The 23,206-nt window shown below is 63.8% G+C and carries 25 protein-coding genes; 17 read left to right on the top strand and 8 right to left on the bottom strand.

The window, feature by feature from the left end:
- Nucleotides 1–35: 35 nt before the first annotated feature.
- The 7 genes from B5G42_RS05290 to B5G42_RS05320 all read right to left on the bottom strand — a co-directional run bounded on the left by B5G42_RS05290 (nucleotide 36) and on the right by B5G42_RS05320 (nucleotide 6,653).
- Complete coding sequence (locus tag B5G42_RS05290) at nucleotides 36–281, bottom strand: phosphopantetheine-binding protein (RefSeq protein ID WP_242961138.1); 246 nt, start codon at nucleotides 279–281, stop codon at nucleotides 36–38.
- The gene (locus B5G42_RS05295) at nucleotides 278–1,621 is read right to left on the bottom strand and encodes an AMP-binding protein (RefSeq protein WP_087267493.1); all 1,344 of its coding nucleotides are present in this window, start codon (nucleotides 1,619–1,621) and stop codon (nucleotides 278–280) included. The genes B5G42_RS05290 and B5G42_RS05295 overlap by 4 nt, the downstream gene beginning before the upstream one ends.
- A gap of 12 nt (nucleotides 1,622–1,633) precedes the next feature.
- On the bottom strand, nucleotides 1,634–2,464 hold the full coding sequence (locus B5G42_RS05300; protein ID WP_087267496.1) for a VanW family protein: 831 nt from the start codon (nucleotides 2,462–2,464) through the stop codon (nucleotides 1,634–1,636).
- 114 nt (nucleotides 2,465–2,578) lie between these two features.
- Complete coding sequence (gene pth, locus B5G42_RS05305) at nucleotides 2,579–3,175, bottom strand: aminoacyl-tRNA hydrolase (protein ID WP_087267498.1); 597 nt, start codon at nucleotides 3,173–3,175, stop codon at nucleotides 2,579–2,581.
- A 286-nt stretch (nucleotides 3,176–3,461) separates the two neighbouring features.
- The gene (locus tag B5G42_RS05310) at nucleotides 3,462–4,421 is read right to left on the bottom strand and encodes a ribose-phosphate pyrophosphokinase (protein WP_087267501.1); all 960 of its coding nucleotides are present in this window, start codon (nucleotides 4,419–4,421) and stop codon (nucleotides 3,462–3,464) included.
- A gap of 93 nt (nucleotides 4,422–4,514) precedes the next feature.
- Entirely contained in the window at nucleotides 4,515–5,705 is a 1,191-nt protein-coding gene (locus B5G42_RS05315) for a DapH/DapD/GlmU-related protein (RefSeq protein ID WP_087267503.1), read from the bottom strand.
- Between the two features lie 510 nt (nucleotides 5,706–6,215).
- The gene (locus tag B5G42_RS05320; protein ID WP_242961139.1) at nucleotides 6,216–6,653 is read right to left on the bottom strand and encodes an HD domain-containing protein; all 438 of its coding nucleotides are present in this window, start codon (nucleotides 6,651–6,653) and stop codon (nucleotides 6,216–6,218) included.
- A gap of 220 nt (nucleotides 6,654–6,873) precedes the next feature.
- Here B5G42_RS05320 and B5G42_RS05325 point away from each other — a divergent pair, with 220 nt between their 5' ends.
- The 13 genes from B5G42_RS05325 to B5G42_RS05385 all read left to right on the top strand — a co-directional run bounded on the left by B5G42_RS05325 (nucleotide 6,874) and on the right by B5G42_RS05385 (nucleotide 19,266).
- A complete protein-coding gene (locus B5G42_RS05325) occupies nucleotides 6,874–8,133 on the top strand; it encodes an acetyl-CoA C-acetyltransferase (RefSeq protein WP_087267506.1) in 1,260 nt (419 codons plus the stop codon).
- Between the two features lie 79 nt (nucleotides 8,134–8,212).
- Nucleotides 8,213–8,902, top strand: a complete 690-nt coding sequence (locus tag B5G42_RS05330) for a CoA transferase subunit A (RefSeq protein ID WP_087267509.1) — start codon at nucleotides 8,213–8,215, stop codon at nucleotides 8,900–8,902.
- Nucleotides 8,902–9,558, top strand: coding sequence for a 3-oxoacid CoA-transferase subunit B (locus B5G42_RS05335; protein WP_087267513.1), 657 nt, complete (start codon nucleotides 8,902–8,904; stop codon nucleotides 9,556–9,558). Before B5G42_RS05330 ends, B5G42_RS05335 begins: the two co-directional genes overlap by 1 nt.
- Before the next feature lie 174 nt (nucleotides 9,559–9,732).
- Nucleotides 9,733–10,122, top strand: a complete 390-nt coding sequence (locus B5G42_RS05340) for a GntR family transcriptional regulator (RefSeq protein ID WP_087267516.1) — start codon at nucleotides 9,733–9,735, stop codon at nucleotides 10,120–10,122.
- Nucleotides 10,119–11,021 carry an ABC transporter ATP-binding protein gene (locus tag B5G42_RS05345; protein ID WP_087187309.1) on the top strand — a complete coding sequence of 301 codons (903 nt, stop codon included), beginning with the start codon at nucleotides 10,119–10,121 and terminating at the stop codon, nucleotides 11,019–11,021. The genes B5G42_RS05340 and B5G42_RS05345 overlap by 4 nt, the downstream gene beginning before the upstream one ends.
- Nucleotides 10,996–12,897, top strand: a complete 1,902-nt coding sequence (locus B5G42_RS05350) for a hypothetical protein (RefSeq protein WP_140399811.1) — start codon at nucleotides 10,996–10,998, stop codon at nucleotides 12,895–12,897. Before B5G42_RS05345 ends, B5G42_RS05350 begins: the two co-directional genes overlap by 26 nt.
- A gap of 171 nt (nucleotides 12,898–13,068) precedes the next feature.
- On the top strand, nucleotides 13,069–14,535 hold the full coding sequence (locus B5G42_RS05355) for a pyridoxal-phosphate dependent enzyme (RefSeq protein ID WP_087267521.1): 1,467 nt from the start codon (nucleotides 13,069–13,071) through the stop codon (nucleotides 14,533–14,535).
- Between the two features lie 14 nt (nucleotides 14,536–14,549).
- Nucleotides 14,550–15,788 (top strand): threonine synthase, encoded by a 1,239-nt coding sequence (locus B5G42_RS05360; RefSeq protein WP_087267524.1) that lies wholly within the window; start codon nucleotides 14,550–14,552, stop codon nucleotides 15,786–15,788.
- A 29-nt stretch (nucleotides 15,789–15,817) separates the two neighbouring features.
- Nucleotides 15,818–16,156, top strand: a complete 339-nt coding sequence (locus tag B5G42_RS05365) for a hypothetical protein (RefSeq protein ID WP_087267527.1) — start codon at nucleotides 15,818–15,820, stop codon at nucleotides 16,154–16,156.
- A 15-nt stretch (nucleotides 16,157–16,171) separates the two neighbouring features.
- Entirely contained in the window at nucleotides 16,172–17,554 is a 1,383-nt protein-coding gene (gene hydA / locus B5G42_RS05370) for a dihydropyrimidinase (RefSeq protein WP_087267530.1), read from the top strand.
- Nucleotides 17,551–18,117, top strand: coding sequence for a nucleotidyltransferase family protein (locus B5G42_RS05375; protein WP_242961140.1), 567 nt, complete (start codon nucleotides 17,551–17,553; stop codon nucleotides 18,115–18,117). The genes hydA and B5G42_RS05375 overlap by 4 nt, the downstream gene beginning before the upstream one ends.
- Before the next feature lie 182 nt (nucleotides 18,118–18,299).
- Entirely contained in the window at nucleotides 18,300–18,674 is a 375-nt protein-coding gene (locus B5G42_RS05380) for a lipocalin family protein (RefSeq protein WP_087187303.1), read from the top strand.
- A gap of 172 nt (nucleotides 18,675–18,846) precedes the next feature.
- Complete coding sequence (locus tag B5G42_RS05385; RefSeq protein ID WP_087267532.1) at nucleotides 18,847–19,266, top strand: hypothetical protein; 420 nt, start codon at nucleotides 18,847–18,849, stop codon at nucleotides 19,264–19,266.
- 395 nt (nucleotides 19,267–19,661) lie between these two features.
- On the opposite strand, the gene B5G42_RS05390 is transcribed toward B5G42_RS05385, so the two are convergent.
- Nucleotides 19,662–20,105 carry a nucleoside deaminase gene (locus B5G42_RS05390; protein ID WP_087267535.1) on the bottom strand — a complete coding sequence of 148 codons (444 nt, stop codon included), beginning with the start codon at nucleotides 20,103–20,105 and terminating at the stop codon, nucleotides 19,662–19,664.
- Nucleotides 20,106–20,218: 113 nt separating this feature from the next.
- Between B5G42_RS05390 and B5G42_RS05395 the strand changes: the two genes are divergently transcribed.
- Genes B5G42_RS05395 through B5G42_RS05410 form a run of 4 tightly spaced genes read left to right on the top strand, consistent with a single transcriptional unit; the run spans nucleotide 20,219 to nucleotide 23,045 of the window.
- Complete coding sequence (locus B5G42_RS05395; protein ID WP_204247455.1) at nucleotides 20,219–20,791, top strand: manganese efflux pump MntP; 573 nt, start codon at nucleotides 20,219–20,221, stop codon at nucleotides 20,789–20,791.
- Between the two features lie 3 nt (nucleotides 20,792–20,794).
- Entirely contained in the window at nucleotides 20,795–21,511 is a 717-nt protein-coding gene (gene yqeC / locus B5G42_RS05400) for a selenium cofactor biosynthesis protein YqeC (RefSeq protein WP_087267538.1), read from the top strand.
- Nucleotides 21,499–22,302 carry a selenium-dependent molybdenum cofactor biosynthesis protein YqeB gene (gene yqeB / locus B5G42_RS05405; RefSeq protein ID WP_087267541.1) on the top strand — a complete coding sequence of 268 codons (804 nt, stop codon included), beginning with the start codon at nucleotides 21,499–21,501 and terminating at the stop codon, nucleotides 22,300–22,302. The genes yqeC and yqeB overlap by 13 nt, the downstream gene beginning before the upstream one ends.
- Nucleotides 22,290–23,045: an XdhC family protein gene (locus B5G42_RS05410; RefSeq protein ID WP_087267544.1), complete on the top strand. Its 756-nt coding sequence runs from the start codon at nucleotides 22,290–22,292 to the stop codon at nucleotides 23,043–23,045. The genes yqeB and B5G42_RS05410 overlap by 13 nt, the downstream gene beginning before the upstream one ends.
- Nucleotides 23,046–23,206 lie beyond the last annotated feature (161 nt).

Genomic DNA, 23,206 nt, shown 5'->3' on the forward strand with positions numbered 1-23,206 from the left:
CATAAGCGCACCTTACCCCGGTGCAGGGGTCCGTCTCAGGGGGCCTCCCCCTCTGCCTGCCGGCAGAGGGCCAGAATGCCCTCCACCGTGCGGAAGGCATCCCTGGGCACCCGGGTGGGCTGGATCTGGATGCCCACATCTTCCAGCCCCTCCAGCAGGTCGATCATGGCCAAGGAGTCCAGGATGCCCTCCTCCAGCAGGTCGGCTCCGGGGCGGAGGGCGTCCTGGGTGCCGCAGACCTGCACCAGCAGGTCCCGGATCACATCGTCACCTATCATCATAGCATCTCCTCCAACCGTTTCCGGTCGCATTTTCCGTTGGGGGTCAGGGGCAGCCGGTCCAGCACCCGCCACTGACCGGGGATCTGATAGGGGGGCAGCAAATCCCCTAAAGCCTGGGCCAGCTTCTCCGGCTCCAGCCCGGCCCCCTCCACAAAGGCGGTCAGGCCCTTTACCTGTCCCGCCCGATCCCGCCGGGGGAGCACCGCCGCCCGCTCTACCTGGGGCAGGGCCTCCAGCACCCCCTCGATGCGGGTAGGCTCCAGCCGGTACCCCTTGTACTTCAGCTGTAAATCCCGCCGCCCCGCCCAGTAGAGCAGGCCGTTTTCCACATAACCCAGGTCCCCTGTGGAATATTTGCCACCAAACCGTGGGGAAACACTGGCTCCGGTGAGGATAATCTCCCCTTCCTCCAGGGAGATATCCACAGCCCCCTCCCCAATTGTGCCGATGGGCAGAGGCCCGGTGCACATCTCCCGGGAAATAGGCACGGCGCACACGGCGCAGGTGGCCTCGGTGGGACCGTAGGCGTTGAGCAGCGCCACGCCGGGAAACCGGTCCAGCAGCCGCCGGGCGGCGGCGGGGGGCAATACCTCTCCGCAGGAAAAGACCGTCCGCAGACGGGGCAGCCGGTCGGGGCCGAAGGAGGGTTCCGTCAGGCAGAGACGCAAAAAGGAGGGGGTGGCCACCAGCAGGGACACATCGCTGGCCTCCAGCCGGCGGAAGAGGGCCGTAAAATCCTCCTTTTCCGCCGGGGTGAGGGCCACATGGGTGCCGCCCCCCAGCAGGGACAGATAGAGGTCGGCCACCGACAGATCAAAGGACCAGGCCGCCTGACCCACCGCCGTCCCGCCCAGGACGGCGGCGATCTCCGGCAAGGCGGAAGCCCATCGGAGGAAGTGCTCCAGATTGCTCAGGCTCACCTCCACCAACTTGGGCCGGCCGGTGCTGCCCGAGGTAAAGATCTGGTAGGCAATGCGGCCGGGGTTGTCCGGAATGGGGCAGGCCAGGCCGGAGGCAAAGCCATCTTCCGCCCTCCGCCGGTCCAGCAGCACCGCCCCCGCCTGCTCCAGCAGCTCCCGCTGTCCCGCCGGGGGCAGCAGGGGGTCCAGGGGCAGGTAGGGCCGCCCCGCCAGCAGGCAGGCCACAAAGGCCACAGGTACCCAGACCTGACCCGGGTCCCCGATGAGGGCCACCGGGCCGGCCCCCTCCTCCCTCAGTCGGGCAGCCAGGCCCTGTGCCATAGGCCACAGTTCTCCCCAGCGGACCACCTCCTCCCCTGCCATCAGGGCAGGCCGGTCTCCCAGGGCGGCGCTGTGGGCCTCGATTCGTTCCAGCAGCATAGCGCACTCCTTTCAGCGCTGTAGCATCTGATCCGCCGGGATGAGGGCAGGATCAAAGAGCACCTTGGAGTGGTTGTCCAGCAGCAGCTCCCGGCCCGCTTCCTCGCCGGTGGTCCGGTCGCAGGTAATGCGGTAGACCTGGCTCACCCGGTAGTATTCCTCGCCCTCCCGGACATAACCGCTCCCCTCCTCCCGCAGCCGGTAGCGCAGGGGGAAGGGGTTCGTCCCCCGCAGTTCGCCGCACAGGTCGTCCTCCTCCAGCCACACCCGCAGCTGGACCGGCTGGTCGGTATCGTTGCGGAAGCGGTAATCCACATGGGGGTAAAAGATGGAGGTGCCGGTGCCGAAGGGCACCCGGCGGCGGTCGTCGGGAAAGAGAGCGTCCGAGTGGTGGTGCAGCTCGGTGACGGTCAGGGGGCTGTGGAGCACCAGGTAGTGGATCAGGTTGGCCAGCTGGCACAGCCCGCCTCCCACCGACCGGCCCAGGGTGCCGCTGGCAATGGTGAGTCCGTCCTGGTAACCCTTCCGGGCGGAGGGCTTGCCCACCAGGCGCCAGAAGGAGAAGCTCTCCCCCGGCGCCACCACCACTCCGTCAATGCAGGCGGCGGCCAGGGCCAGATTGGTCCGCTTGCTGCGCTGCAGGTCCATATCCACCCCGGTCAGACGCCGGAGCACCGGGGAGCGGTGCCCCTTGAGGAGCACGGGCAGCTCCTCTTCACACCGCCAGGTGGACCAATGTACCCCACCCCGCCGGTCAGCCAGGGCCTTGCGTGCCCCCTCTTTCCACAGGGAAATCCGATAGCACACCGGACCACACTGACAAAACAGCCTGCGTCTCGCCATGGAGACCACCTCCCAAATCCGGCGCGCCCCCTGCGAAAAAGGAGCGGGCGCGCCCGCTCCTTCTATCCTAGCATCCCCGTCGGGAATTGCAAGTTACGATTTGGCAACAGCCTGTCAGCCGTTGAACTTGTTCATGGCCTTGTCGGGCCCTTCCGCGATGAGGCACTCCACCGCCTTGCCCGCCTTCTCGATGGCGGCGGTGATGGTCTTCAGGTCCTCCCCCACGAATTTGGAGAGCACCCAGTCGGCCATGTCGTAATTGGGATGGGGCTTCTCTCCCACCCCCACCTTCACCCGGGGGAACTGGTCGGTGCCCAGGTGCTGGATGATGTTTTTGAGGCCGTTGTGGCCCCCGGCGGACCCTCCCTTGCGGATGCGCAGCTTACCCACGGGCAGGGACACATCGTCGGAGATGACCAGCACATGGTCGGCGGGGATCTTGTAGAACCGGGCGGCCTCCCCCACCGCCTCGCCGGACAGGTTCATATAGGTCACCGGCTTCATGAGCAGCACCTTGGCGCCCCCCAGCTCCACCGTGTTGGTGAGGGCGCGATACTTCAGCTTCTGCACCGGCACCCGCTGCTCCTCGGCGATGTGGTCGATGGTGAGAAAGCCCACGTTGTGCCGGGTGTTCTCGTACTTGTCCCCGGGATTGCCCAGGCCCACCACCAGCCACTCCACGCCGGAGGATCGATTTTTGTTGAAAAACATAATGGCTCCTTAAACAGGCAAAGGCGGGGGCAAGCCCCCGCCCTACCTGATGGTATGGTCAGATTTCGTCCGGAGCAGGACATGAGCCTGCGCAGGACACCTATACTCGTGGCCGCGGCGGCCACGACCACCCGCGCTGTGCGCGGGTGAGGGGGGTATCGAAACCATTGTGCCGCATAGCGGCGCGGTGGTTTCGTATCTAGGGTCGAATCTGCCGGGGGCAGGTTCGATACCAATCAGGCGCAAGCCACCTTTTATGGCAGACAACGTCCCCCCTGGACGGTCATTACACAAAGAGCTTGGAGACGGAAACTTCCTCGTAGATGCGCTCGATGGCCTCGGCAAACATATGGGCCACGGAGAGGTACTTGATCTTGTCACAGGTGACGCCCTGCTTGGGGGGGACGGTGTCCAGGAAGTAGAGCTCCTTGATGACGCTCTTCTCGATGCGCTCCACGGCGGGGCCGGAGAGCACGCCGTGGCTGGCGCAGGCGATGACGTCCACCGCGCCGCCCAGCTCCACCAGAGCCTGGGCCGCGCCGCACAGGGAGCCGGCGGTGTCCACCATGTCGTCAAAGAGGAGGACCTTCTTGCCCCGCACGTCGCCGATGATGTTCATGACCTCGGAGGAGTTGGCCTTCTGGCGGCGCTTGTCCACGATGGCCAGACCCATGCCCAGCTTCTGGGCGAAGGCCCGGGCCCGGGCCACAGAGCCCACGTCGGGAGAGACCACGATCATCTCATCCTCCTTGCCGGCAAAGCGGTCGTGGAGGTAGTTGGTGAAGATGGGGTTGCCCAGCAGATTGTCCACGGGGATGTCGAAGAAGCCCTGGATCTGGTTGGCGTGCAGGTCCATGGTGAGCACCCGGTCGGCGCCGGCCCGGGTGATCAGGTTGGCCACCAGCTTGGCGGAGATGGGATCGCGGGGCTTGGTCTTGCGGTCCTGGCGGGCGTAGCCGAAGTAGGGGATCACGGCGGTGATCCGGCCGGCGGAGGCCCGCTTCAGGGCATCGATCATAATGAGCAGTTCCATCAGGTTGTCATTGACCGGGTGGCTGGTGGACTGGACCACGAACACGTCGGAGCCGCGGACGGTCTCATAGATGGAGACGTAGTTCTCGCCGTCGGAGAAGGCTCCTACCTCGGCGTTGCCCAGCTCCATGCCCATCTCCTTGCAGATGGCCTCGGCCAGGGGGCGGTTGGAAGTGCCGGAAAAGATCTTGATGTCCTTACCGTGTGCGATCATTGTGTAAACATCCTCTCACAAAATTAGTGTTCTCTGTCTTTTCGTGCAGATCGAACTTATTTTTTTATTTTCTGTCCCATCAGCGGGACGGGTTCACTTTTTACGGGTCTGGCGGGCGGCCCACTGCTTCTTCACCGTCTGGCGGGGCCGGGCGATGGCCAGGGAGTCGTCGGGCACGTCGTCGGTAATGGTGGAGCCGGCGGCGGTGTAGGCGCCGTCCCCCACCCGGACGGGAGCCACCAGATTGGTATTGCAGCCGATGAAGGCGTCGTCCCCGATGGCGGTGCGGTACTTGCCCACCCCGTCATAGTTGACGGTGACGGTACCGCAGCCCAGGTCCACCCGGCAGCCCACGTCGGCATCTCCCACATAGGTCAGGTGGGAGATCTTGGTATCCTCTCCCACAGAGGCATTCTTCAGCGTCACAAAGTCGCCCACCTTCACGTTGGCCCCCACATGGCAGTTGGGGCGGATGTAGGCGAAGGGTCCGATGCTGGCCCCGGCGTCCACGGTGCTCTCGTTGAGCTGGGAGGCATTGACCACCACATGGTCGGCCAGGGCGCAGTCCCGGATCATGGTGTTGGGGCCCAGCTCACAGCCGGTTCCGATCACCGTGTCCCCCCGCAGGATGGTGCCGGGCAGGATCACCGTGCCCTTACCCACCCGGACCCGGGGTCCGGCATAACAGGTATTGGGGTCCATAATACGCACGCCGCTTTCCAGCAGGCGGTAGGCGCCGTAGTTGCGGGCGGTGAGCTCGGCCTCCACCCGGCCCTCGGGGCTGCTCTTGATGAGGGCGGCGCTCTGATACCAGATGCTCCGGCCCCCCAGCTTGTCGGCGTTTTCCTTCAGGGCCTCGTCCAGGCCGCTGCCGTCGGCCAAAGCCTGGGCCAACAGGGCCGCGTCAATGCGGCACACGCCGGTATCTTTATTATCCAGAGGACCGGTGCTGCCGTCATCCACCAGCTGCCGGGCACTCTGCCAGGAGAGAAGCACCGGCCGGGTCAGGATGAGCACCTTCCCCTCCAGCTTGCCCAGGAAAGCCATCAGCTGGTCCAGGGCGTCCTCGGTGCCGCCGGTGACGAATTCCGTTCCCACCGGGAAGCAGCCCTCCGCCTTTTCCCGGTCGTCACTGTGGCACACCACGAAAAACTGTTGCACGCCGGCGCTCTCCAGCGCCTCCGCCAGCCACAGGGCCGCCGGATCAAAGAGCAGGTCCTCCAGCATGGGGCACACGCCGGTCCCCTCCCGGGGCAGGAACACTACCGCTCCAGTCGCGCTCATACCTGAGATCACCTCAAAAAACAATGGATTTGCCTGTCCGCCCGGCGGGCAGGCTGCCGCAGGGCGTATTCTAGGGTCATTATAATGCGCAATGAACAAAGCTGGAAGGCTTGAAAGCCAAAGCTTTCAAGGCCAAGTAGCTTTGTTCTGGTGCAAGGTTTTTGGACGAAGTTATCCAAAAAACCTTGCACCTTCCATTGGTGCGTCTCAACGCACCAATGGAAATACGCATTATAACAATGGCTGAATTCCATAAAATCGGCTCCCTTGAGCCATTTTATGGAATTGCGCGGCTACAGCCGCGGGAATAAACCGATTTTCGGTTTATTCAGTAGACATTATTATAACAAAGCGGCCGGAAAAATGCACCGGGATTTTGAAAAAAACCCGTCTTTTTTTCCAACTTGGGCCCCTTGCACAAGGAAAGGGCGGTCTTTACCGTTTCTTTACCGCGTTTCCACCGAAGGCAGGCCGGGGCAGGCAGGCCGTCCGGTACAGGGCGGTCCGCCGCTAGATGCCCAGCACCTCCGCCGTGGCGCACAGCTTGTCGGCCACACACACCGCCGCCGCCGTCCGGCTGCGGGGGGCGCTGCGGGCCATGGGCCACATATGGGCCAGGATGCCGTTTTCCTCCTCCCGGCTCAGTTCCCCGCACAGGGCCCGGGCGTTTCGCTCCGCCGCCAGGGGATGGGCAAAGCACTGTTTATAGGAGGGCAGGCTCTTGGGATCGTAGAGATACAGATCGTGGAGCAGCCCCGCCCGGGCCGCCGCCCGTCCGTCCCGCCCCCACCGCCGGGCCAGGCGGAAAGCCACATAGGACACAAACAGGCTGTGCTCAAAGCAGGACACCCCCGGATGGTGCCGGATCTCCTTCATGGCCTGCACCGGCTGGGACACCAGCAGCTCCCCCACGCAGTCCAGATAGGCCGCCCAGTGTTCTTCCCGCACGATACCACGCCTCCTTCTCCGCTCTTGTTCTTCCTTATTATATCCCCCTGCAACCTGGCCCGCAACCCTATCCTGCCCCTGCGCTTCTGGTACAAACTGGATACCCTTTGACACACCCCGCTTCCACACTTTCCACAGTTGATTTTTACTAATGTCGGATGTATAATGAAACGAAGGGTTTATTAGGGGAGAAATCGAAATAATCTGGAGGTCATTCACAATGAAAGAAGTCTACGTAGTCAATTGCTGCCGTACCGCTGTCGGCTCCTTCGGGGGCAGCCTGAAGGACACCCCCGCCACCGATCTGGGCGCTGTGGTGGTCAAGGAGGCCCTGAACCGCTCCGGCCTGAAGCCCGAGCAGGTGGATGAGCTGATGTTCGGCTGCATCCTCACCGCCGCCCAGGGCCAGAACCCCGCCCGTCAGGTGGGCGTTAAGGCCGGTCTGCCCTACTCCGTGCCCGCTTACACCGTGGGTATGGTGTGCGGCTCCGGTATGAAGTCCGTCATTGAGGGCGCCCGCGCCATCCTGTCCGGCGACGCCGACGTCATCGTGGCCGGCGGCACTGAGAATATGTCCGCTGCTCCCTACGCTCTGCCTGCTGAGCGCTGGGGCGCCCGCATGGGCGACAAGAAGGTCGTGGACACCATGATCAAGGACGGCCTGTGGGACGCTTACAACAACTATCACATGGGCACCACCGCTGAGAACATCGCCGACGTGTGGGGCATCACCCGCGAGGAGATGGACGCCTTCGCCGTGTCCTCCCAGAACAAGACCGAGGCCGCCCAGACTGCCGGCAAGTTCGCGGACGAGATCGTGCCCGTCATGGTGAAGAAGAAGAAGGAAATGGTGGAGTTCAAGGTGGACGAGTTCCCCAAGGCCGGCGTGACCATGGAGTCCGTCTCCAAGCTGCGCGGCGCCTTCCCCGCCGGTCCCGAGGGCGTGGAGGACGAGATCGTTCACACCTTTGAGGTCACCCAGGTCCACGAGGCTGACGCCAAGAAGCACGTCCAGCGCGTCACCGCCGCCAACGCCTCCGGCATCAACGACGGCGCTGCCGCCATCGTGCTGGCTTCCGGCGAGGCTGTGGAGAAGTACGGCCTGAAGCCCATGGCCAAGCTGATCGGCTGGGGCCAGGGCGGCGTGGATCCCAAGATCATGGGCGTGGGCCCCGTGCCCGCTTCCCGCAACGCCATGGCCAAGGCCGGCGTGACCATCAACGACATTGACCTGGTGGAGGCCAACGAGGCCTTTGCCGCTCAGTCCATCGCCGTGGCCCGTGAGCTGGGCTTCGACATGGAGAAGGTCAACGTCAACGGCGGCGCTATCTCCATCGGTCACCCCGTTGGTGCTTCCGGCGCCCGTATCATTGTCACCCTGCTCCACGAGATGCAGAAGCGGCCCGAGGCCAAGAAGGGCCTGGCCACCCTGTGCATCGGCGGCGGCATGGGTGTCGCCACCATCTTTGAGAAGTGCTGATCCATCCGTAACTTCAAACCGGAGGGCCGTCTACCGGCCCTCCGGCTTGAAAATAATGTGATTTAAGGAGGACACTCCAATGGCCAAGTTTGTCACTGTGGAAGAGGCTGTGGCCCTCATCCCTGACGGCGCCACCATCATGGTGGGCGGCTTCATGGGCTGCGGCAACGCCCACAAGATCATCGACGCCCTGTCCAAGTCCGGCAAGGGCAACTTTACCCTCATCTCCAACGACGGCTCCATGCCTGGCGGCCCTCTGGGCGAGGACTACTACGGCATCGCCAAGCTGATCCACAATAAGCAGGTCAAGCACCTCATCGCCACCCATGTGGGCCTGAACCCCGAGGTGGCCCAGCAGATGAACGAGGGCACCCTGAAGGTGGACCTGATTCCCCAGGGCTCCCTGGCCGAGATGATCCGCGCCAACGGCGCCGGTCTGGGCGGCGTGCTCACCCCCACCGGCGTGGGCACCATCGTGGAGGACAACAAGGATTTCTGCCTGGGTAAGCAGACCATCGAGGGCCGCGACTACCTGCTGATGAAGACCGTCCACGCCGACGTGGCCATCATCTGCGGCAACAAGATCGACAAGGCCGGCAACGTGTGGTACAAGGGCACCACCCGCAACTTCAACCTGCCCATGGCCACCGCCGCCGATCTGGTCATCGCCGAGGCCGACCATGTGGTGGAGATCGGTGAGATCGAGCCTGAGAACGTACACACCTACGGCGTGTTCGTGGACTACGTTGTGGATGGAGGGAAAGCGTAATGGAAAAGTCTGAGATCAAGGGCTTTATCGCCAAGCGTGTCGCCAAGGAGCTGAAGGACGGCGACGTGGTCAACCTGGGTATCGGCCTGCCCACCCTGGTTCCCAACTACCTGCCCGAGGGCGTGAAGGTTACCCTCCAGTCCGAGAACGGCATCGTGGGTACCGGCACTGTCAATGACAACAACCGTGACCCCCTGTACGTCACCGACGCCGGCGGCGCTCCCGCCGCTGTGGCCCCCGGCGGCGCCTTTATCGACTCCTGCTCCTCCTTCGGCCTGATCCGCGGCGGCCATGTGGACGCTACCATCCTGGGCGGCCTGGAGGTTGACGAGGAGGGCTCCCTGTCCAACTGGATCATCCCCGGCAAGAAGGTGCCCGGCATGGGCGGCGCCATGGACCTGCTGGTGGGCGCCAAGAACGTCATCGTCGCCATGGAGCACACCGCCAAGGGCAACCCCAAGATCCTGAAGAAGTGCCGTCTGCCCTACACCGCCGTGCACTGCATCACCAAGATCATCACCGAGATGGCTGTGATCAACGTGACCGACAAGGGTCTGGAGCTGGTGGAGTACAACCCCGAGTTCACCGTGGAGCAGATCCAGGCCGCCACCGAGGCCACCCTGATCGTCTCCCCCGACCTGAAGCCCATGTGCTGATCGGCTTTTGCCGTTATGAAACGTCCCGCGGACAACCGCGGGACGTTTTTTTATGCCCGGTCCGCACCAAAACCGGAAGAAAAACGTCACACTTTTTTAAGGATTTTCCACCGTCCCCCGTGTATACTGACTGTACTAAGATGTGTCATACACTTCCGGAAAGGAGATGCCAGGATGATCCAGCTGAATTACCGGGACGCCCGGCCCATCTATGAACAGGTAAAGGATGGACTGCGGCACCTGGTTGTGACGGGGGCCCTCCAGGCCGGGGATAAGCTTCCCTCGGTGCGGGCGCTGGCCACGTCGCTGGCCATCAACCCCAACACCATCCAGCGGGCCTACGAGTCCCTGGAGCGGGAGGGCTATCTGTACACCGTGGCGGGCAAGGGTTCCTTTGCCGCCCCCCAGGCGGACGTAAACGCCGACCGTCGGGAGCGGCTGCTGAAGGACTTTGATTCCTCCGCCGCAGAGCTGCTGTTTTTGGGTATGACGGCGGGGGAACTGGCCCGCCGTTTGGACGAGGCCGCCGCCCGCCAGGCGGCCAGAGAGGAGAGGAAACCATGATCGAAGCCAAGAATGTGGTCAAGACCTTCGACGGCTTTAAGGCCCTGGACGGTCTGACCATGACGGTGCCCCAGGGCTCCATCTACGGTCTGGTGGGCCCCAACGGCGCGGGCAAGTCCACCCTGCTGCGCCACGTCACCGGGGTGTACCGGCAGGACTCCGGCTCGGTGCTGCTGGACGGCAACCCCATCTACGAAAACCCCGCCGCCAAGGCCCGCATCGCCGACATTCCCGACGAGCTGTACTACTTTCTGTCCGCCTCCACCCGGGACATGATGCGCTTTTACAAGGGCTTTTATCCCCGGTTTGACACGGCCCGGTACCAGGCCCTGAAGGATGTGTTCACCAACGTGGACGAAAACCAGCCCATCCGCCGCCTGTCCAAGGGAATGCAGAAGCAGAGCGCCTTTTGGCTGGCTCTGTGCTGCCGGCCGGAGGTGCTGGTGCTGGACGAACCGGTGGACGGTCTGGACCCGGTGATGCGCCGCCAGGTGTGGTCCCTGCTGATGGGGGACGTGGCGGAGCACGGCACCACCGTGCTGGTGTCCTCCCACAACCTGCGGGAGCTGGAGGATGTGTGCGACCATGTGGGCATCCTGTCCCACGGCAAGGTACTCATTGAGCGCTCCCTGTCCGATCTGCAGGAGAACGTGGTGAAAATGCAGATCGTGTTCCAGGAGCGGGAGATGCCCCAGCTGCCGGAGGACCTGGAGGTGCTCCATGTGTCCCAGGTGGGCCGCATCCATACCCTCATCATCCGGGGCAATGCCACCGACGTCACCAACCGGCTGGCGGTGTACGCCCCCATTCTGATGGAGGCGCTGCCCCTCACCCTGGAGGAAATCTTTATTTATGAGTTGGGAGGTGAGGACTATGGGGTCCGGGACATCGTACTTTAATATGACCCTCTTCCGCAAAAATCTGGCCCGGTTCTGGCCCATCTGGGGGCTGTACGCCCTGATTTGGGTGGTACTGCTGCCGGCGGGGGTACTGCTGCGCCGGGACGTGTGGGACAAGGGGAACGCCTGGGAATTCCCCCTGGTCCTGCTGGACGGCAGCCGGAACATGGCCCTGGTGCTGGCCTTCCTCTTTGGCATCCTGTGCGCCATGGCGGTGTTTTCCTACCTCTATTCCGCCCGCTCGGTGGGGATGCTCCACGCTCTGCCCATGCGGCGGGAGGGCCTGTTCCTCACCAACTACCTGTCCGGCCTGGCCTTTCTGTGGGTGCCCAACTTCGCTGTCTTTCTGCTGGCCCTGGCGGCGGAGGCCCTCAACGGCACGGTGGTGTTCAGCTCCCTGTTCACCTGGCTGGTGGTCACCTGCCTTTTGTGCCTGTTCTTCTACTCCTTCGCCGTGTTCTGCGCCATGTTTACCGGCCACATTCTGGCCCTGCCCGCCTTCTACCTGATCCTCAACTTCCTGGCCTCAGTCATTACCTATCTGTTGGAGAGCATTGCCCGGGAATTTCTCTTCGGGTTCAACGGCGCCGTGTGGGCCGAGAAGTGGGCCTTGTGGCTTACCCCTGCCCTCAAGCTGCTTCGAGCCACCGGCCTGGACTACACCGGCAGCAACCCCCGCTACTTCGGCCTGGGTCTGGTGGTCCTCTACGCCCTCATCGGCCTGGTGCTGGCGGGTATCGCCCTGGCTGTCTACTGCCGCCGCCAGCTGGAGCGGGCTGGGGATGTGATCACCGTAGGCTGGGTGCGCCCGGTGTTCCGCTACGGCATGGCCCTGTGCTGTGCCATCACTTTGGGCGCCTTCTTCTACTCCATCTTCTACCCCCTGCTGCCCCAGGGGGCCTGGACCCTGCTGGGCTGGATGCTGCTGTGGGGGGCTGCCGGCTGCTTCATTGCGGAAATGTTGCTGTGCAAGCGGCTGTGGGTATTCAAAACCAGCTGGAAGGGCTGCGTGGTCTTTCTGGTGTGCCTGGTGGCCGTCATGGCCACCCTGGAGCTGGACCTGCTGGGCTTTGAGCGCCGGGTGCCCGACGCCGCTCAGGTCAAGACGGTGGAGATCAGCGGCATCAGCAGCGCCCCCTATGACAGCGGCGCCTACCTGGACTTCTCCACCTCCGATCCCCAGACCATTGAGGAGGTCACCAGCCTCCACTCCTCCATCACCGGCCGCAAGGACGAACTGGAGGCGGTGCAGGCCAGCGGAATCAGCACCGAGTCCTGGATCACCCAGTCCAACGGACTGGACCTGCAGGTGGAGACCACCACCTCCGTCCGCCTGTGGTATGAGCTGACCGACGGCACCGTTCTGGAGCGGCAGTACGATCTGCCCATCCGGCAGGAGGATCTGGAGGATGCCTCCTCCCCCGCCGCCCAGCTGTCCCGGCTCATCAACCAGCCTCAGGCAGTCAGCGAAATCTATTTCGGCTCCATTGGGGAGACCGCCCGGCTGGTGGACGCCGCCCTGGTGAACCTGTACAACCCGGAGGACGACAGCTACGGCTTTGAGTACCTGCCCTCCGACCTGCTGGAGCCCCTGCTGGAGGCGGTGCAGACCGACCTGGCCCAGGGCAATCTGGGCCGCCGCTATCTGCTGGAGGACCAGGACCGGATGGACAACTGCTGCTACGCCGACCTGGAGCTCACCTTCCGGCTGGACCAGACCGGCGTCTCCGGCGGCACCGCTCCCTCCTCCGCAGCCACCACCTACACTGTCACCATCACCCTGCAAAAGAGCGCCGTCCACACCATGGAGGTACTCAAGGACTATCCCCACGCCTTCCTCTCCCAGGCGGAGGTCAATGCACTGTCCAACAACTGAGTCTTTCCCGAAGTCCCATCCGGGGCGCGCCGTCCACAGCGACGGCGCGCCCCTTTGTTGCCTCTCCACAAATCCGACGGTCTTTTTCCCAGTGTTGTGGGATACTTTTCCTTGATTTCTCAGCGTCATGTGCTATCATGTTGGTAAGTATCTCGGTAAGGAGGCTTGTGTATGATCGACCTGACCATCCATCGCCAGGGCCTGGAGCATAACATCCGTATTGCCCGGGAAAACGGCGTGGTGATTCCTACGTTTGAAAATATGATCCATCCGGAGACGGTACCTCAGCCCATCCGGGACCGGCTGACCCATGTGGGCCTGTGGGATGTGGACCCGGCCAACCTGTTCCGCATCACCTGGAAGAACGAGCCGGTGCCCACCGGCGGTCTGTACCGCTCCGCCCCCAACTACATCGAGCTGCCCCCCGCCCTCACCGGCGTGCCCGCCCGCATCCTGTGCCTGCCGGGCAAGTGGTTCCCCACCGGCTGCCACAAGGTGGGCGCCTCCTTCGGCTGTCTGGCTCCCCGGCTGGTCACCGGCCAGTTTGACGCCTCCTCCCAGAAGGCGGTGTGGCCCTCCACCGGCAACTACTGCCGGGGCGGCGCCTTCAACTCCAAGCTGCTGGGGGTCCACGGGGTGGCCATTCTCCCCGCCGGCATGAGCCAGGAGCGGTTTGACTGGCTGGCCTCCATCGACGCCGACGTCATCAAGACCCCCGGCTGCGAGTCCAACGTGAAGGAGATCTTCGACAAGACCAACGAGCTCAGCCGGGACCCCTCCTGCATGATCTTCAACCAGTTTGCCGAGATGGGCAACCATCTGTGGCACTACAAGGTCACCGGCGCGGCGGTGGCCGAGGCCTTTGAGGACGCCAAGCGCCCCGGTGACCGGCTGGCGGGGGCCTGCTTCACCTCCGGCTCCGCCGGCACCATCGGCTGCGGCGACTACCTGAAGGAGGTCTACCCCGCCATGAAGCTGGCGGTGGGCGAGGCCGTCCAGTGCCCCACCATTCTGAACAACGGCTTCGGCGATCACCGGGTGGAGGGCATCGGCGACAAGCACGTGCCCTGGATCCACGACGTGAAGAACACCGACATGGTGGTGGATGTGGACGACGCCGACGCTATGGCTCTGCTGCGGCTGTTCAACGAGCCGGCGGGCAAGGCCCAGCTCATCGGCGCCGGGGTGGACCCCCAGCTGGTGGAGCAGCTGTCCCTCATGGGCATCTCGGGCATTGCCAATGTGCTGTGCTGCATCAAGCTGGCCAAGTACTACGAGCTCACCGGGCACGACGTGGTATGCACCGTCCTCACCGACTCGGCGGATATGTACCGCTCCCGTCTGGCGGAGCTGACCGAACAGCTGGGTGAGTATGACGCCAAGGCAGCCGCCTATGACTTTGCCCTCCACCTGATGGGCCTGAAGACCGACTGTATGGCGGAGCTGGGCTACTACGACCGCAAGCGGGTCCACAACCTGAAGTACTACACCTGGGTGGAGCAGCAGGGCAAGACCACCGACGAACTGGACGCCCTGTGGTACGGCACCGAGTGGGCCGACGTCCACAGCCAGGCCGACGCCCTGGATGAGCTGATCCGGGCCTTCAATGAGGAGACCGGGGTGCTGAAGGGCCTGTAAAAGGAGGTTCCTCCATGAAATACGTTCTGGGCGCCAAGTGCGTCAAATGCGGCAGGGAATATGCCGCCGTCCCCGACCTCACCACCTGCTCCTGCGGGGGCATCCTGGACATTCAGTACGACTACGCCGCCCTCCGCCGGGATTTTTCCCGGGAAAAGCTGGCCCAAAACCCGGACCGGTCCATGTGGCGGTACCGGCCCCTGCTGCCCATCGAGGAGGAGTCCGCTCCCCCGCCCCTGCGGGTGGGCTGGTCCCCCCTCTACGAGGCGGACCGTCTGGGGGCGGAACTGGGGCTGAAAAAGCTGTACATCAAGGACGACGGCCAGAACCCCACTTCCTCTCTGAAGGACCGGGCCTCCGCCCTGGCGGTGGTCAAGGCCAAGGAGGCGGGGGCGGACACCATCGCCTGCTCCTCCACCGGCAACGCCGCCTCCTCCCTGGCGGGCAACGCCGCCGCGGCGGGTCTGCATACCTACATCTTCGTGCCTAGCCGGGCCCCCAAGGGCAAGGTGGCCCAGCTGCGGATTTTCGGCTCCACCGTCATCAGCGTGGACGGCTCCTATGAGGACACCTTCGAGCTGTCCAGGGCCGCCATCGACAAGTGGGGCTGGTACAACCGCAACGCCGCCATCAACCCCTACCTGTCCGAGGGCAAAAAGACGGTGACCCTGGAGATTATGGAGCAGCTGAACTGGCAGGCGCCCGACTATATCGCCCTTTCCGTGGGGGACGGCTGCACCATCGCCGGAGCCTGGAAGGGCCTTGTGGACCTCTATGAGGTGGGCCTCATCGACAAGCTGCCCAAGCTCATCGCCGTCCAGGCGGAGGGCTGCTGTCCCCTGAACCGGGCCATCCAGACCGGACAGCCCTGGTCCCCTACGGAGGAAAACACCCTGGCCGACTCCATCGCCGTTGGGGTGCCCCGCAACCCGGACAAGGCCCTGGGCGCCATCCGGGCCTCCCACGGCGTGGCCGTCAATGTGTCCGATGAGGAGATTCTCGCCGCCATGCGCCTGCTGGGCCGCACCCAGGGGGTATTTGGGGAGCCCGCCGGGGTCACCGGCACCGCCGGGGTAAAGAAGGCTCTGGAGCTGGGCCTCATCTCTCCCGACAGTACCGTGGTGAGTATTGTCACCGGCAACGGTCTGAAAGACGTGCAAAACGGCATCAAAGCCGCCGGGGAACCCCTGCTGGTATCCCCGGATATGGACGCGCTGCTCTCCGCCTTTGACCGGGCGGGCATCCGTCCCTGAAACCAACCAAAGAAAGGAAATCTATCACCATGAATGAACGCGCCGCCAAAATGGGGGTCTGGGCCCACTTTATCCTGACCCTGGCCAGCTTTATCCTCTCCCTCTATCTTCTGCTGTTCTGGCGCCATGACGGCACCCTCACCTTCGTGCTCATCGCCGTGTGGCTGGGCTATCTGGCCTACACCCTGTTCCGGGGCATGGCCGACCTGCTGGGCCCCCAGCGCCGGATGACCAACTTCACCCGGATGCTGGACCGCTGGCAGGACGCCTTCGGCAAACGCTCCAGCGCCCTGGCCCTGCTCACCTTTATGACCCTCATCGTGGGCGCAATAAAGATCATTGTCCCCATCCTCATCATGCAGCTGTAAAAGGAGGTCTGTTCCATGTCTATCCTCATCCAAAACGGCACCCTGATCTGCCCGGAAGGTCCGGTGCAGGCCGGCTTGCGGGTGGATGGAGGCAAGATCGTTGAGATCGGCCCCGCCCTGCCGGTGGGCGACAGCCAGGTCATTGACGCCACCGGCAAGCTGGTGTTCCCCGGCTTTATCGACACCCACACCCACTTCGAGATGAACAAGGGCACCATCCGGGAGACCGCCGACAACTGGGAGAGCGGCACCCGGGCCGCTCTGGCCGGCGGCACCACCTGCGTGCTGGACTTTGCCGAGCCGGAGCGGGGGGCCTCCCTTCAGTCCGCCCTGGACGAGTGGCACGCCCGGGCCGACGGCCACGCCAGCTGCCACTACGGCTTCCATATGACCATCAAGGACTGGGACAAACGCATCATCGCTGAAATCCCCCAGATGACCGCCCAGGGCGTCACCTCCTACAAGGTGTACCTGGCCTACGCCAACATCCGCATCTCCGACGGTGTGGCCTACGAGGTCATCAAGGCCGTGGGCAAGGAGGGCGGCGTGGTGGGCTGCCACTGTGAGAACGGCGACCTCATCGACCGGGCCATCGCCGAGCTGAAGGCCGCCGGCAAGCTCTCCCCCGCCAGCCATCCCCTGTCCCACACCGCCGTCATGGAGGCGGAGGCGGTGGACCGCTGGCTGGCTCTGGCCGAGCAGGCGGGCTACCCCGTCAATGTGGTCCACCTGTCCACCCGGCGGGGCCTGGAGGCCGCCCGCGCCGCCCGCAAGCGGGGCCAGAAGGTCTATCTGGAGTCCTGCCCCCAGTACTTCACCCTCACCGAGGACAAGTACCACCTGCCCGGCTTCGAGAGCGCCAAGTATGTGTGCGCTCCCCCCGCCCGGCCCCAGTCCGACGTGGACGCCCTGTGGGAGGCCCTGGAGAACGGTGAGATCGACACCATCGGCACCGACCACTGCTCCTTCAACTTCAACCCCACCAAGATGCTGGGCAAGGATGACTTCTCCGCCATCCCCGGCGGCATTCCCGGCACCGAGCACCGCCCCCCCATTATGTACACCCTCGGCGTGAAAACCGGCCGCATCACCTCCCATCAGATGATGCTGGCCCTGGCCCAGCACCCCGCCCAGCTCTTCGGTATGTTCCCCCGGAAGGGCGCTCTGGCGGTGGGCAGCGACGCCGATATCGTAATCTTTGATCCCAATTATACCTGGCGTATTACCGCCGAGGCCCAGTACCAGCGGGTGGACTACACCCCCTACGAGGGCATGGAAATGGCGGGCCGCACCGACACGGTGCTGCTGGACGGCCAGGTGGCGGTACAGGACGGCAAGGTGGTCCAGGAGGGTCTGGGGCACTATGTGTCCCGCGGTCCCTCCCAGTTCTGGCGGTGAAACGGGTGGGCGCCGTGCTGCTGGCCTCCGGTCTGGGCCGGCGGTTCGGCTCCAATAAGCTGTTGAGGTTGGTAGAGGGCGTGCCCCTCTACCGCCGCGCCATGACCACCCTGGCAGGGGCGGGGCTGGACCGGCTGGCGGTGTGCTCCCCCTACCAGGAGGTGCTGGAGGCCGGGGAGGAGCTGGGCTTTCTCCCCCTGTACAACCCCAATGGTGCAGAAGGGATCTCCGCCTCCATCCGCCTGGGGGTCTCCCGGATGGGGGACATGGATGGGGTGCTCTTCTCGGTGTGCGACCAGCCTTTTCTGACCACAAAAAGTATTATTCGATTGAAAGATACCTTTGAGGAATCAAAAGACGCCATCTGTGCCCTGTCCTGGGGTGGAAAACGGGGCAACCCCGTCCTCTTCCCCGCCGATCTGCTGGGGGAGCTGGCCGCCCTCACCGGGGACACCGGCGGCGGCGCGGTGGTGAAGCGCCACCCGGAGCGGCTGGTGCTGGTGGAGGCTTTTTCCCCAAAGGAGCTGTCCGATGTGGATAAACCGGAGGATCTGAGCGTATAAGCAGCAGGGGCGGCCCATAAGGGCCGCCCCTGCTTAAATTTTTTCCCAAAACAGCTTATTTTTTAAGGGATATTTCAGGTTGCCACCATTCCCCTGATATGCTATAATCTACATTGCGAAATAAATGCGCTCCATTTGTTTCGACCCGCCGCATCGCGGCTGAAAAAGAAAGGAAGAATGTTATGAAGAAGCGCGCATTGACTCTGCTCCTGGCTCTGGCCATGATCGTCAGCCTGGCTGCCTGTGGCGGCGGCGGCAGCGGTGCTGCCGGCTCCTATAAGATGACCAAGATGAACGCCGCCGGCGTTGAGATGAACATCGACGACCTGGCTGCTCTGGCCGGCGTGGATATGACCGTTACCCTGGAGCTGAAGGCCGACGGCAACTTCACCCTGGACATGAGCGCTCTGGGCACCGGCAGCGTCTCCGGCACCTGGACCTCCAGCGGCAGCACCGTCACCCTCACCTCCGACGGCGAGGACGTGAACGCCACTATCAGCGGCAAGACCCTGGTGATGGAGCAGGACGGCCAGTCCCTTACCTTCGAGAAGCAGTAAGTCTTGTCTCTTACTTATTGAAAACGCCTGTAAACCGGACTGCCCCATCTGGGGCAGTCCGGTTTTTCTTCCAGTCTATGACCTTGCGCCCTTTCGACCCTTCGTGCTATAATGGATCCCTATTAAGAAAATACCGTCCCCCCTGCCATACCAGCCAGAAAGGAAGGACCTCATGAAGCTGATCCGAACCCGACTCCTTTTGCCCCTGTTGGCAGCGCTGTTTCTGACCGTGGGGCTGACTGCCTGCGGCAGCTCCTCCCAGCCCGCTCCCACCGACACCAGTGCCGACGTGGTGGGCATTTACCGCCTGCAGCACATCTCCGCCGCCGGGCTGGATCTGGACGCCGACGCGCTGAGCGAGACCATGGGCACCCAGATCTCTATCCAGCTGGAGGTGAAGGCCGACGGCACCTTTGTTATGGACTCCGCCATGCCGGAGCTGAACCGGCAGGAGACCATCTCGGGCACCTGGAGCCAGAAGGACGGCGCCATTACCTTTGCCACCGACAGCGAGGAACTGCCCGTCACCTTTTCCGACGGGGTCCTGACCCTGGAGCAGAACGACCAGAGCCTGGTTTTTGAGAAGACCTGAACCTGTGCCGCGGCAGACGGAACCCCCGTCTGCCGCGGTTTTTTGTAAAAACGGCAGAGGCCGGACGCCCGCTCCTGGCGCCCGGCCCCTGCCGAAGGAAAGAGGATACAATGAAATGAAAAGAAACTGTCTCTTGCAAGGATTATGATACCGGAGAGATGTTAACGAAAAAATCCCCAGGTGTTACAATTCCGTTAAATCTGCCATCCATTCTGTAAAGATCCTGTGAAGAAAAGCGAAACGGGCAGCGTTGCGCTCGCTGCCCGTTTCTTATGATTGGAGGATAGAATGAAAAGAAGCTTTGTCTCTTGCAAGTGATATCCTAACAGTGGGTTGTTAAAAAAAGTAGCTCTGTTTGTTACAATTTGATTAAATGTACAAAAAAGCCGTCTTCTTTACCTCAAATTCTGGAAAAAGCTCTGGAGTAATGCGGTACATTCCGCCTCCATCAGGCCGCCGTAGATGCGGGGATGGTGGTTGAACCGCTCCTCAAACAGATTGAGCACCGACCCGCAGCACCCGGCCTTGTCGTCCTTGGCCCCGTAGTACAGGGCGGGGATGCGGGCGTTGACGATGGCCCCGGCGCACATGGGACAGGGCTCCAGGGTGACGTACAGGGTGCAGCCCGTCAGCCGCCAGCCCCCCAGGGTGCGGCAGGCCTGGTGGATGGCCTCGATCTCGGCGTGGCCCAGCGCGGTGCGGGCGGTCTCCCGCCGGTTGCGGCCCTCCCCCACCACCACGCCGTCCTTCACGATGACGCAGCCTACCGGCACCTCGCCCTCCTCCATGGCCTGACGGCCCAGCTCCAGGGCGCGGGCCATGTAATCCCGATGCTCCATCCGCTCTCCTCCTTCTCTCACACGGCTTTTGTGGTCATGTGTCCTTATATTTGTTATAGCATAATTTCAAAGGCTATGCTATACTATTTGAAGGAAACCTAACTTTTTTGCAGGTGATTGTTTTGGTCGAAATTTTCCTCATCGCCGTCAGTCTGGCCCTGGACGCCTTTGCCGTTTCGGTGTCCAGCGGCATCTCCATCCCCGGCTTCGGCGGCCGGCAGGCTGTGAAAATGGGGGTCTGGTTCGGCGGCTTCCAGTTTGCCATGCCGCTGATCGGCTGGCTGCTGGGCACCAGCGTCAGTCAGTACATCGAGGCGGTAGACCACTGGGTGGCCTTCGCCCTTCTGGCCATCATCGGCGGCCGGATGGTGTGGGGCGCTCTGCGCCGCGGCGCCGGCGAGGAGGAGGAAGCCCCCTCCGACCTGTCCGCCCGGCGGCTGTGCCTGCTGGCCATCGCCACCAGCATCGACGCTCTGGCCGTGGGCGTGTCCATGGCCTTTATGAATGTGCCGGTGCTCCTCTCCGCTGTGGTCATCGGTGTGGTGGCCTTTGTGCTGTCTGTGGTGGGCGGCCTGGCGGGCCGCAGGCTGGGGGCTCTGTTCCAGCGGCGGGCTGAACTGGTGGGCGGTCTGGTACTGGTGGGCATCGGCATTAAAATTCTGGTGGAGCATACGATGGGAGGCTGAACCGTGGGCATTTGGGAACGTCTGGACCTGGACCCGGCGGTCCACCGCATGGTGGCCCTGGTGGGGGGCGGCGGCAAGTCGTCCACCATGTACGCCATGGCCAAACAGGCGGCGGACAGCGGGCGGAAGGCGGTGGTCACCACCACCACCCACATCCTCCCCCATCCCGGCCTGCCCCTGGCAGGCGGTCTTGGGGAGCTGGCCGCCCTGCTGAAGAAGCACCGGGTGGTCACCCTGGGGGCCTACGACAGCCGGGGCAAGCTGACCGGGGCGGGCGATCCCGGGGCCTGTCTGGAGCTGGCCGACGTGGTGCTCATTGAGGCCGACGGGGCCAAGCTGCGGCCTCTTAAGGCTCCGGCGGACCATGAGCCGGTGATCCCTCCCTCCTGCCACGCCGTTATCGCGTCGGCAGGCCTGGACAGCCTGGGCAAACCTGTGGAGGAGATCTGCCACCGGCCGGAGCGGGTATGCGCCCTGCTGGGGGTGGAGCCCGACCACAAAATCACCCCCGCCGACGTGGCGGCCATTCTGTCCAGCCCTCTGGGCGGACGAAAAGACGTGGGACAGGCCATGGCCTTCCGCTGTCTGCTGAACAAGGCGGACGACGATCAGCGGTGGACCTGGGGCACGGAAATTCAGGGGCTGTTGGCCCAGCAGGGCATCCACAGCGCCATTACTTACTACAAAGAAGAGGAGCGGGGCGGATCATGCTTATTCTAGTGAAAGGCGCGGGAGATCTGGCCACCGGCACGGCGGTGCGGCTGTACCGGGCGGGCTTTCAGGTGGTCATGACGGACATTGCCCAGCCCACGGCGGTGCGGCGAACCGTGGCCTTCTCCCAGTGTATCTACGACGGTCAAACCACCGTGGAGGGAATTACCGCCCGGAAGGCGGAAAACCGGGACCAGGCCAGGGACATTCTGGCCGTCGGGGAGATCCCGGTGCTGGTGGACCCCCAGGCCGCCATCCTGGCCCAGCTGCCCTTTATGGTAGTGGTGGACGCCATTCTGGCCAAAAAGAATTTGGGCACCACCATCAGCGACGCCCCCATCGTGCTGGCCCTGGGCCCAGGCTTCACCGCCGGCACCGACTGCCACGGCGTCATTGAGACCAAGCGGGGCCACGACCTGGGCCGGCTCATCCTGGAGGGGACCGCCATCCCCAACACCGGCGTGCCCGGCGACGTGGGAGGCTACACCAAGGAGCGCATTATCCGTGCTCCCGCCGACGGGCCCTTTGAGCCGGTGGCTCAGATCGGCCAGCAGGTCAATCTGGGCGACGTGGTGGCAAAAGTCAACGGCATCCCCGTCACCGCCCAGCTCACCGGCATCGTCCGGGGGATGCTCCCCGCCGGTATCCCGGTGACCGCCGGGATGAAGGCGGGAGACATCGACCCCCGGTGTGAGGTGCGCCACTGCTTCACCGTGTCGGACAAGGCCCGGGCCATCGGCGGCGGCGTACTGGAGGGTATTTTGTACTTTGGAAGGAGATTGCGCCTGTGGAACGACTGATTCTGTGCGGCGGCGGCCACGTTTCCCTGGAGCTGGCCTATGTGGCCGTCCGGCTGGAGTTTGAGGTCATCGTCATCGACGACCGGCCGGAGTTTGCCAACACTGACCGCTTCCCCATGGCCCATCAGGTGCTGTGTATGCCCTTTGACCAGGCCCTCAACCAGCTGGGCAGCCGGGACAGCGACTATTTCGCCATTCTTACCCGGGGCCACGCCTTTGACAAGGACTGCCTGGCACAGGTGCTGCGGGGGCAGTACGCCTATGTGGGCATGATTGGCAGCCGCACCAAGGTGGCCGCCGTGTACAAGGCTCTCCGGGAGGAGGGCTTTTCCCAGGAAATACTGGACGGGGTATACTCCCCCATCGGCCTGTCCATCGGGGGCCAGACCCCGGCGGAGATCGCCGTGGCCATTGCCGCCCAGCTGATCCAGGTCCGGGCCCAGCGGGGCCCCGGCGCCGTCAGGCCGCCGGAGGAGTCCGGGGTGCTGTGCACCATCATCGAGAAGCACGGCTCCGCCCCCCGGGGTGTGGGTACCTGGATGCTGGTACGCCCCGACGGCAGCTGCGCCGGTACCATCGGCGGCGGCGCTGTGGAGTATGAGGCCAAAAACCACGCCCTGGCGCTGTGGCAGTCCGGCGGACAGGAGGAGGTCGTGGAGTACGACCTGTCCCACGCCGCCGCCGAGCTGGGCATGGTGTGCGGCGGCCGGGTGAAGGTCCGCTTTACGCCGAGAAAAATTTGACTGTACAGGAGCCGCCGGTGACCCGGCCGGAGAGCGCCGGACCAATCCTTCGGCGGCTCGGCAGCCTCCCTGTGGCTCATCACCCTGCTCACTGCCGGTCCGATGGGGGTGAGCGGTAGCAAGAGCGGCCCCGCTGCGCTGTGCAGCGGGGCCGCTCTTTG

The sequence above is a fragment of the Flavonifractor sp. An91 genome (assembly GCF_002159225.1).
GTDB lineage: Bacteria > Bacillota > Clostridia > Oscillospirales > Oscillospiraceae > Flavonifractor > Flavonifractor avicola.

Bases quoted from the DNA above. Each gene is read 5' to 3' on its own strand.
- B5G42_RS05290 (WP_242961138.1), bottom strand. From the start codon at position 281: ATGATGATAGGTGACGATGTGATCCGGGACCTGCTGGTGCAGGTCTGC.
- B5G42_RS05300 (WP_087267496.1), bottom strand. From the start codon at position 2,464: ATGGCGAGACGCAGGCTGTTTTGTCAGTGTGGTCCGGTGTGCTATCGG.
- B5G42_RS05380 (WP_087187303.1), top strand. From the start codon at position 18,300: ATGAAGAAGCGCGCATTGACTCTGCTCCTGGCTCTGGCCATGATCGTC.
- B5G42_RS05325 (WP_087267506.1), top strand. From the start codon at position 6,874: ATGAAAGAAGTCTACGTAGTCAATTGCTGCCGTACCGCTGTCGGCTCC.
- B5G42_RS05345 (WP_087187309.1), top strand. From the start codon at position 10,119: ATGATCGAAGCCAAGAATGTGGTCAAGACCTTCGACGGCTTTAAGGCC.
- B5G42_RS05360 (WP_087267524.1), top strand. From the start codon at position 14,550: ATGAAATACGTTCTGGGCGCCAAGTGCGTCAAATGCGGCAGGGAATAT.
- B5G42_RS05315 (WP_087267503.1), bottom strand. From the start codon at position 5,705: ATGAGCGCGACTGGAGCGGTAGTGTTCCTGCCCCGGGAGGGGACCGGC.
- B5G42_RS05365 (WP_087267527.1), top strand. From the start codon at position 15,818: ATGAATGAACGCGCCGCCAAAATGGGGGTCTGGGCCCACTTTATCCTG.
- yqeB (WP_087267541.1), top strand. From the start codon at position 21,499: ATGCTTATTCTAGTGAAAGGCGCGGGAGATCTGGCCACCGGCACGGCG.
- hydA (WP_087267530.1), top strand. From the start codon at position 16,172: ATGTCTATCCTCATCCAAAACGGCACCCTGATCTGCCCGGAAGGTCCG.
- B5G42_RS05295 (WP_087267493.1), bottom strand. From the start codon at position 1,621: ATGCTGCTGGAACGAATCGAGGCCCACAGCGCCGCCCTGGGAGACCGG.
- B5G42_RS05335 (WP_087267513.1), top strand. From the start codon at position 8,902: ATGGAAAAGTCTGAGATCAAGGGCTTTATCGCCAAGCGTGTCGCCAAG.
- B5G42_RS05355 (WP_087267521.1), top strand. From the start codon at position 13,069: ATGATCGACCTGACCATCCATCGCCAGGGCCTGGAGCATAACATCCGT.
- B5G42_RS05310 (WP_087267501.1), bottom strand. From the start codon at position 4,421: ATGATCGCACACGGTAAGGACATCAAGATCTTTTCCGGCACTTCCAAC.
- B5G42_RS05385 (WP_087267532.1), top strand. From the start codon at position 18,847: ATGAAGCTGATCCGAACCCGACTCCTTTTGCCCCTGTTGGCAGCGCTG.
- B5G42_RS05350 (WP_140399811.1), top strand. From the start codon at position 10,996: ATGGGGTCCGGGACATCGTACTTTAATATGACCCTCTTCCGCAAAAAT.
- pth (WP_087267498.1), bottom strand. From the start codon at position 3,175: ATGTTTTTCAACAAAAATCGATCCTCCGGCGTGGAGTGGCTGGTGGTG.
- B5G42_RS05390 (WP_087267535.1), bottom strand. From the start codon at position 20,105: ATGGAGCATCGGGATTACATGGCCCGCGCCCTGGAGCTGGGCCGTCAG.
- B5G42_RS05340 (WP_087267516.1), top strand. From the start codon at position 9,733: ATGATCCAGCTGAATTACCGGGACGCCCGGCCCATCTATGAACAGGTA.
- B5G42_RS05330 (WP_087267509.1), top strand. From the start codon at position 8,213: ATGGCCAAGTTTGTCACTGTGGAAGAGGCTGTGGCCCTCATCCCTGAC.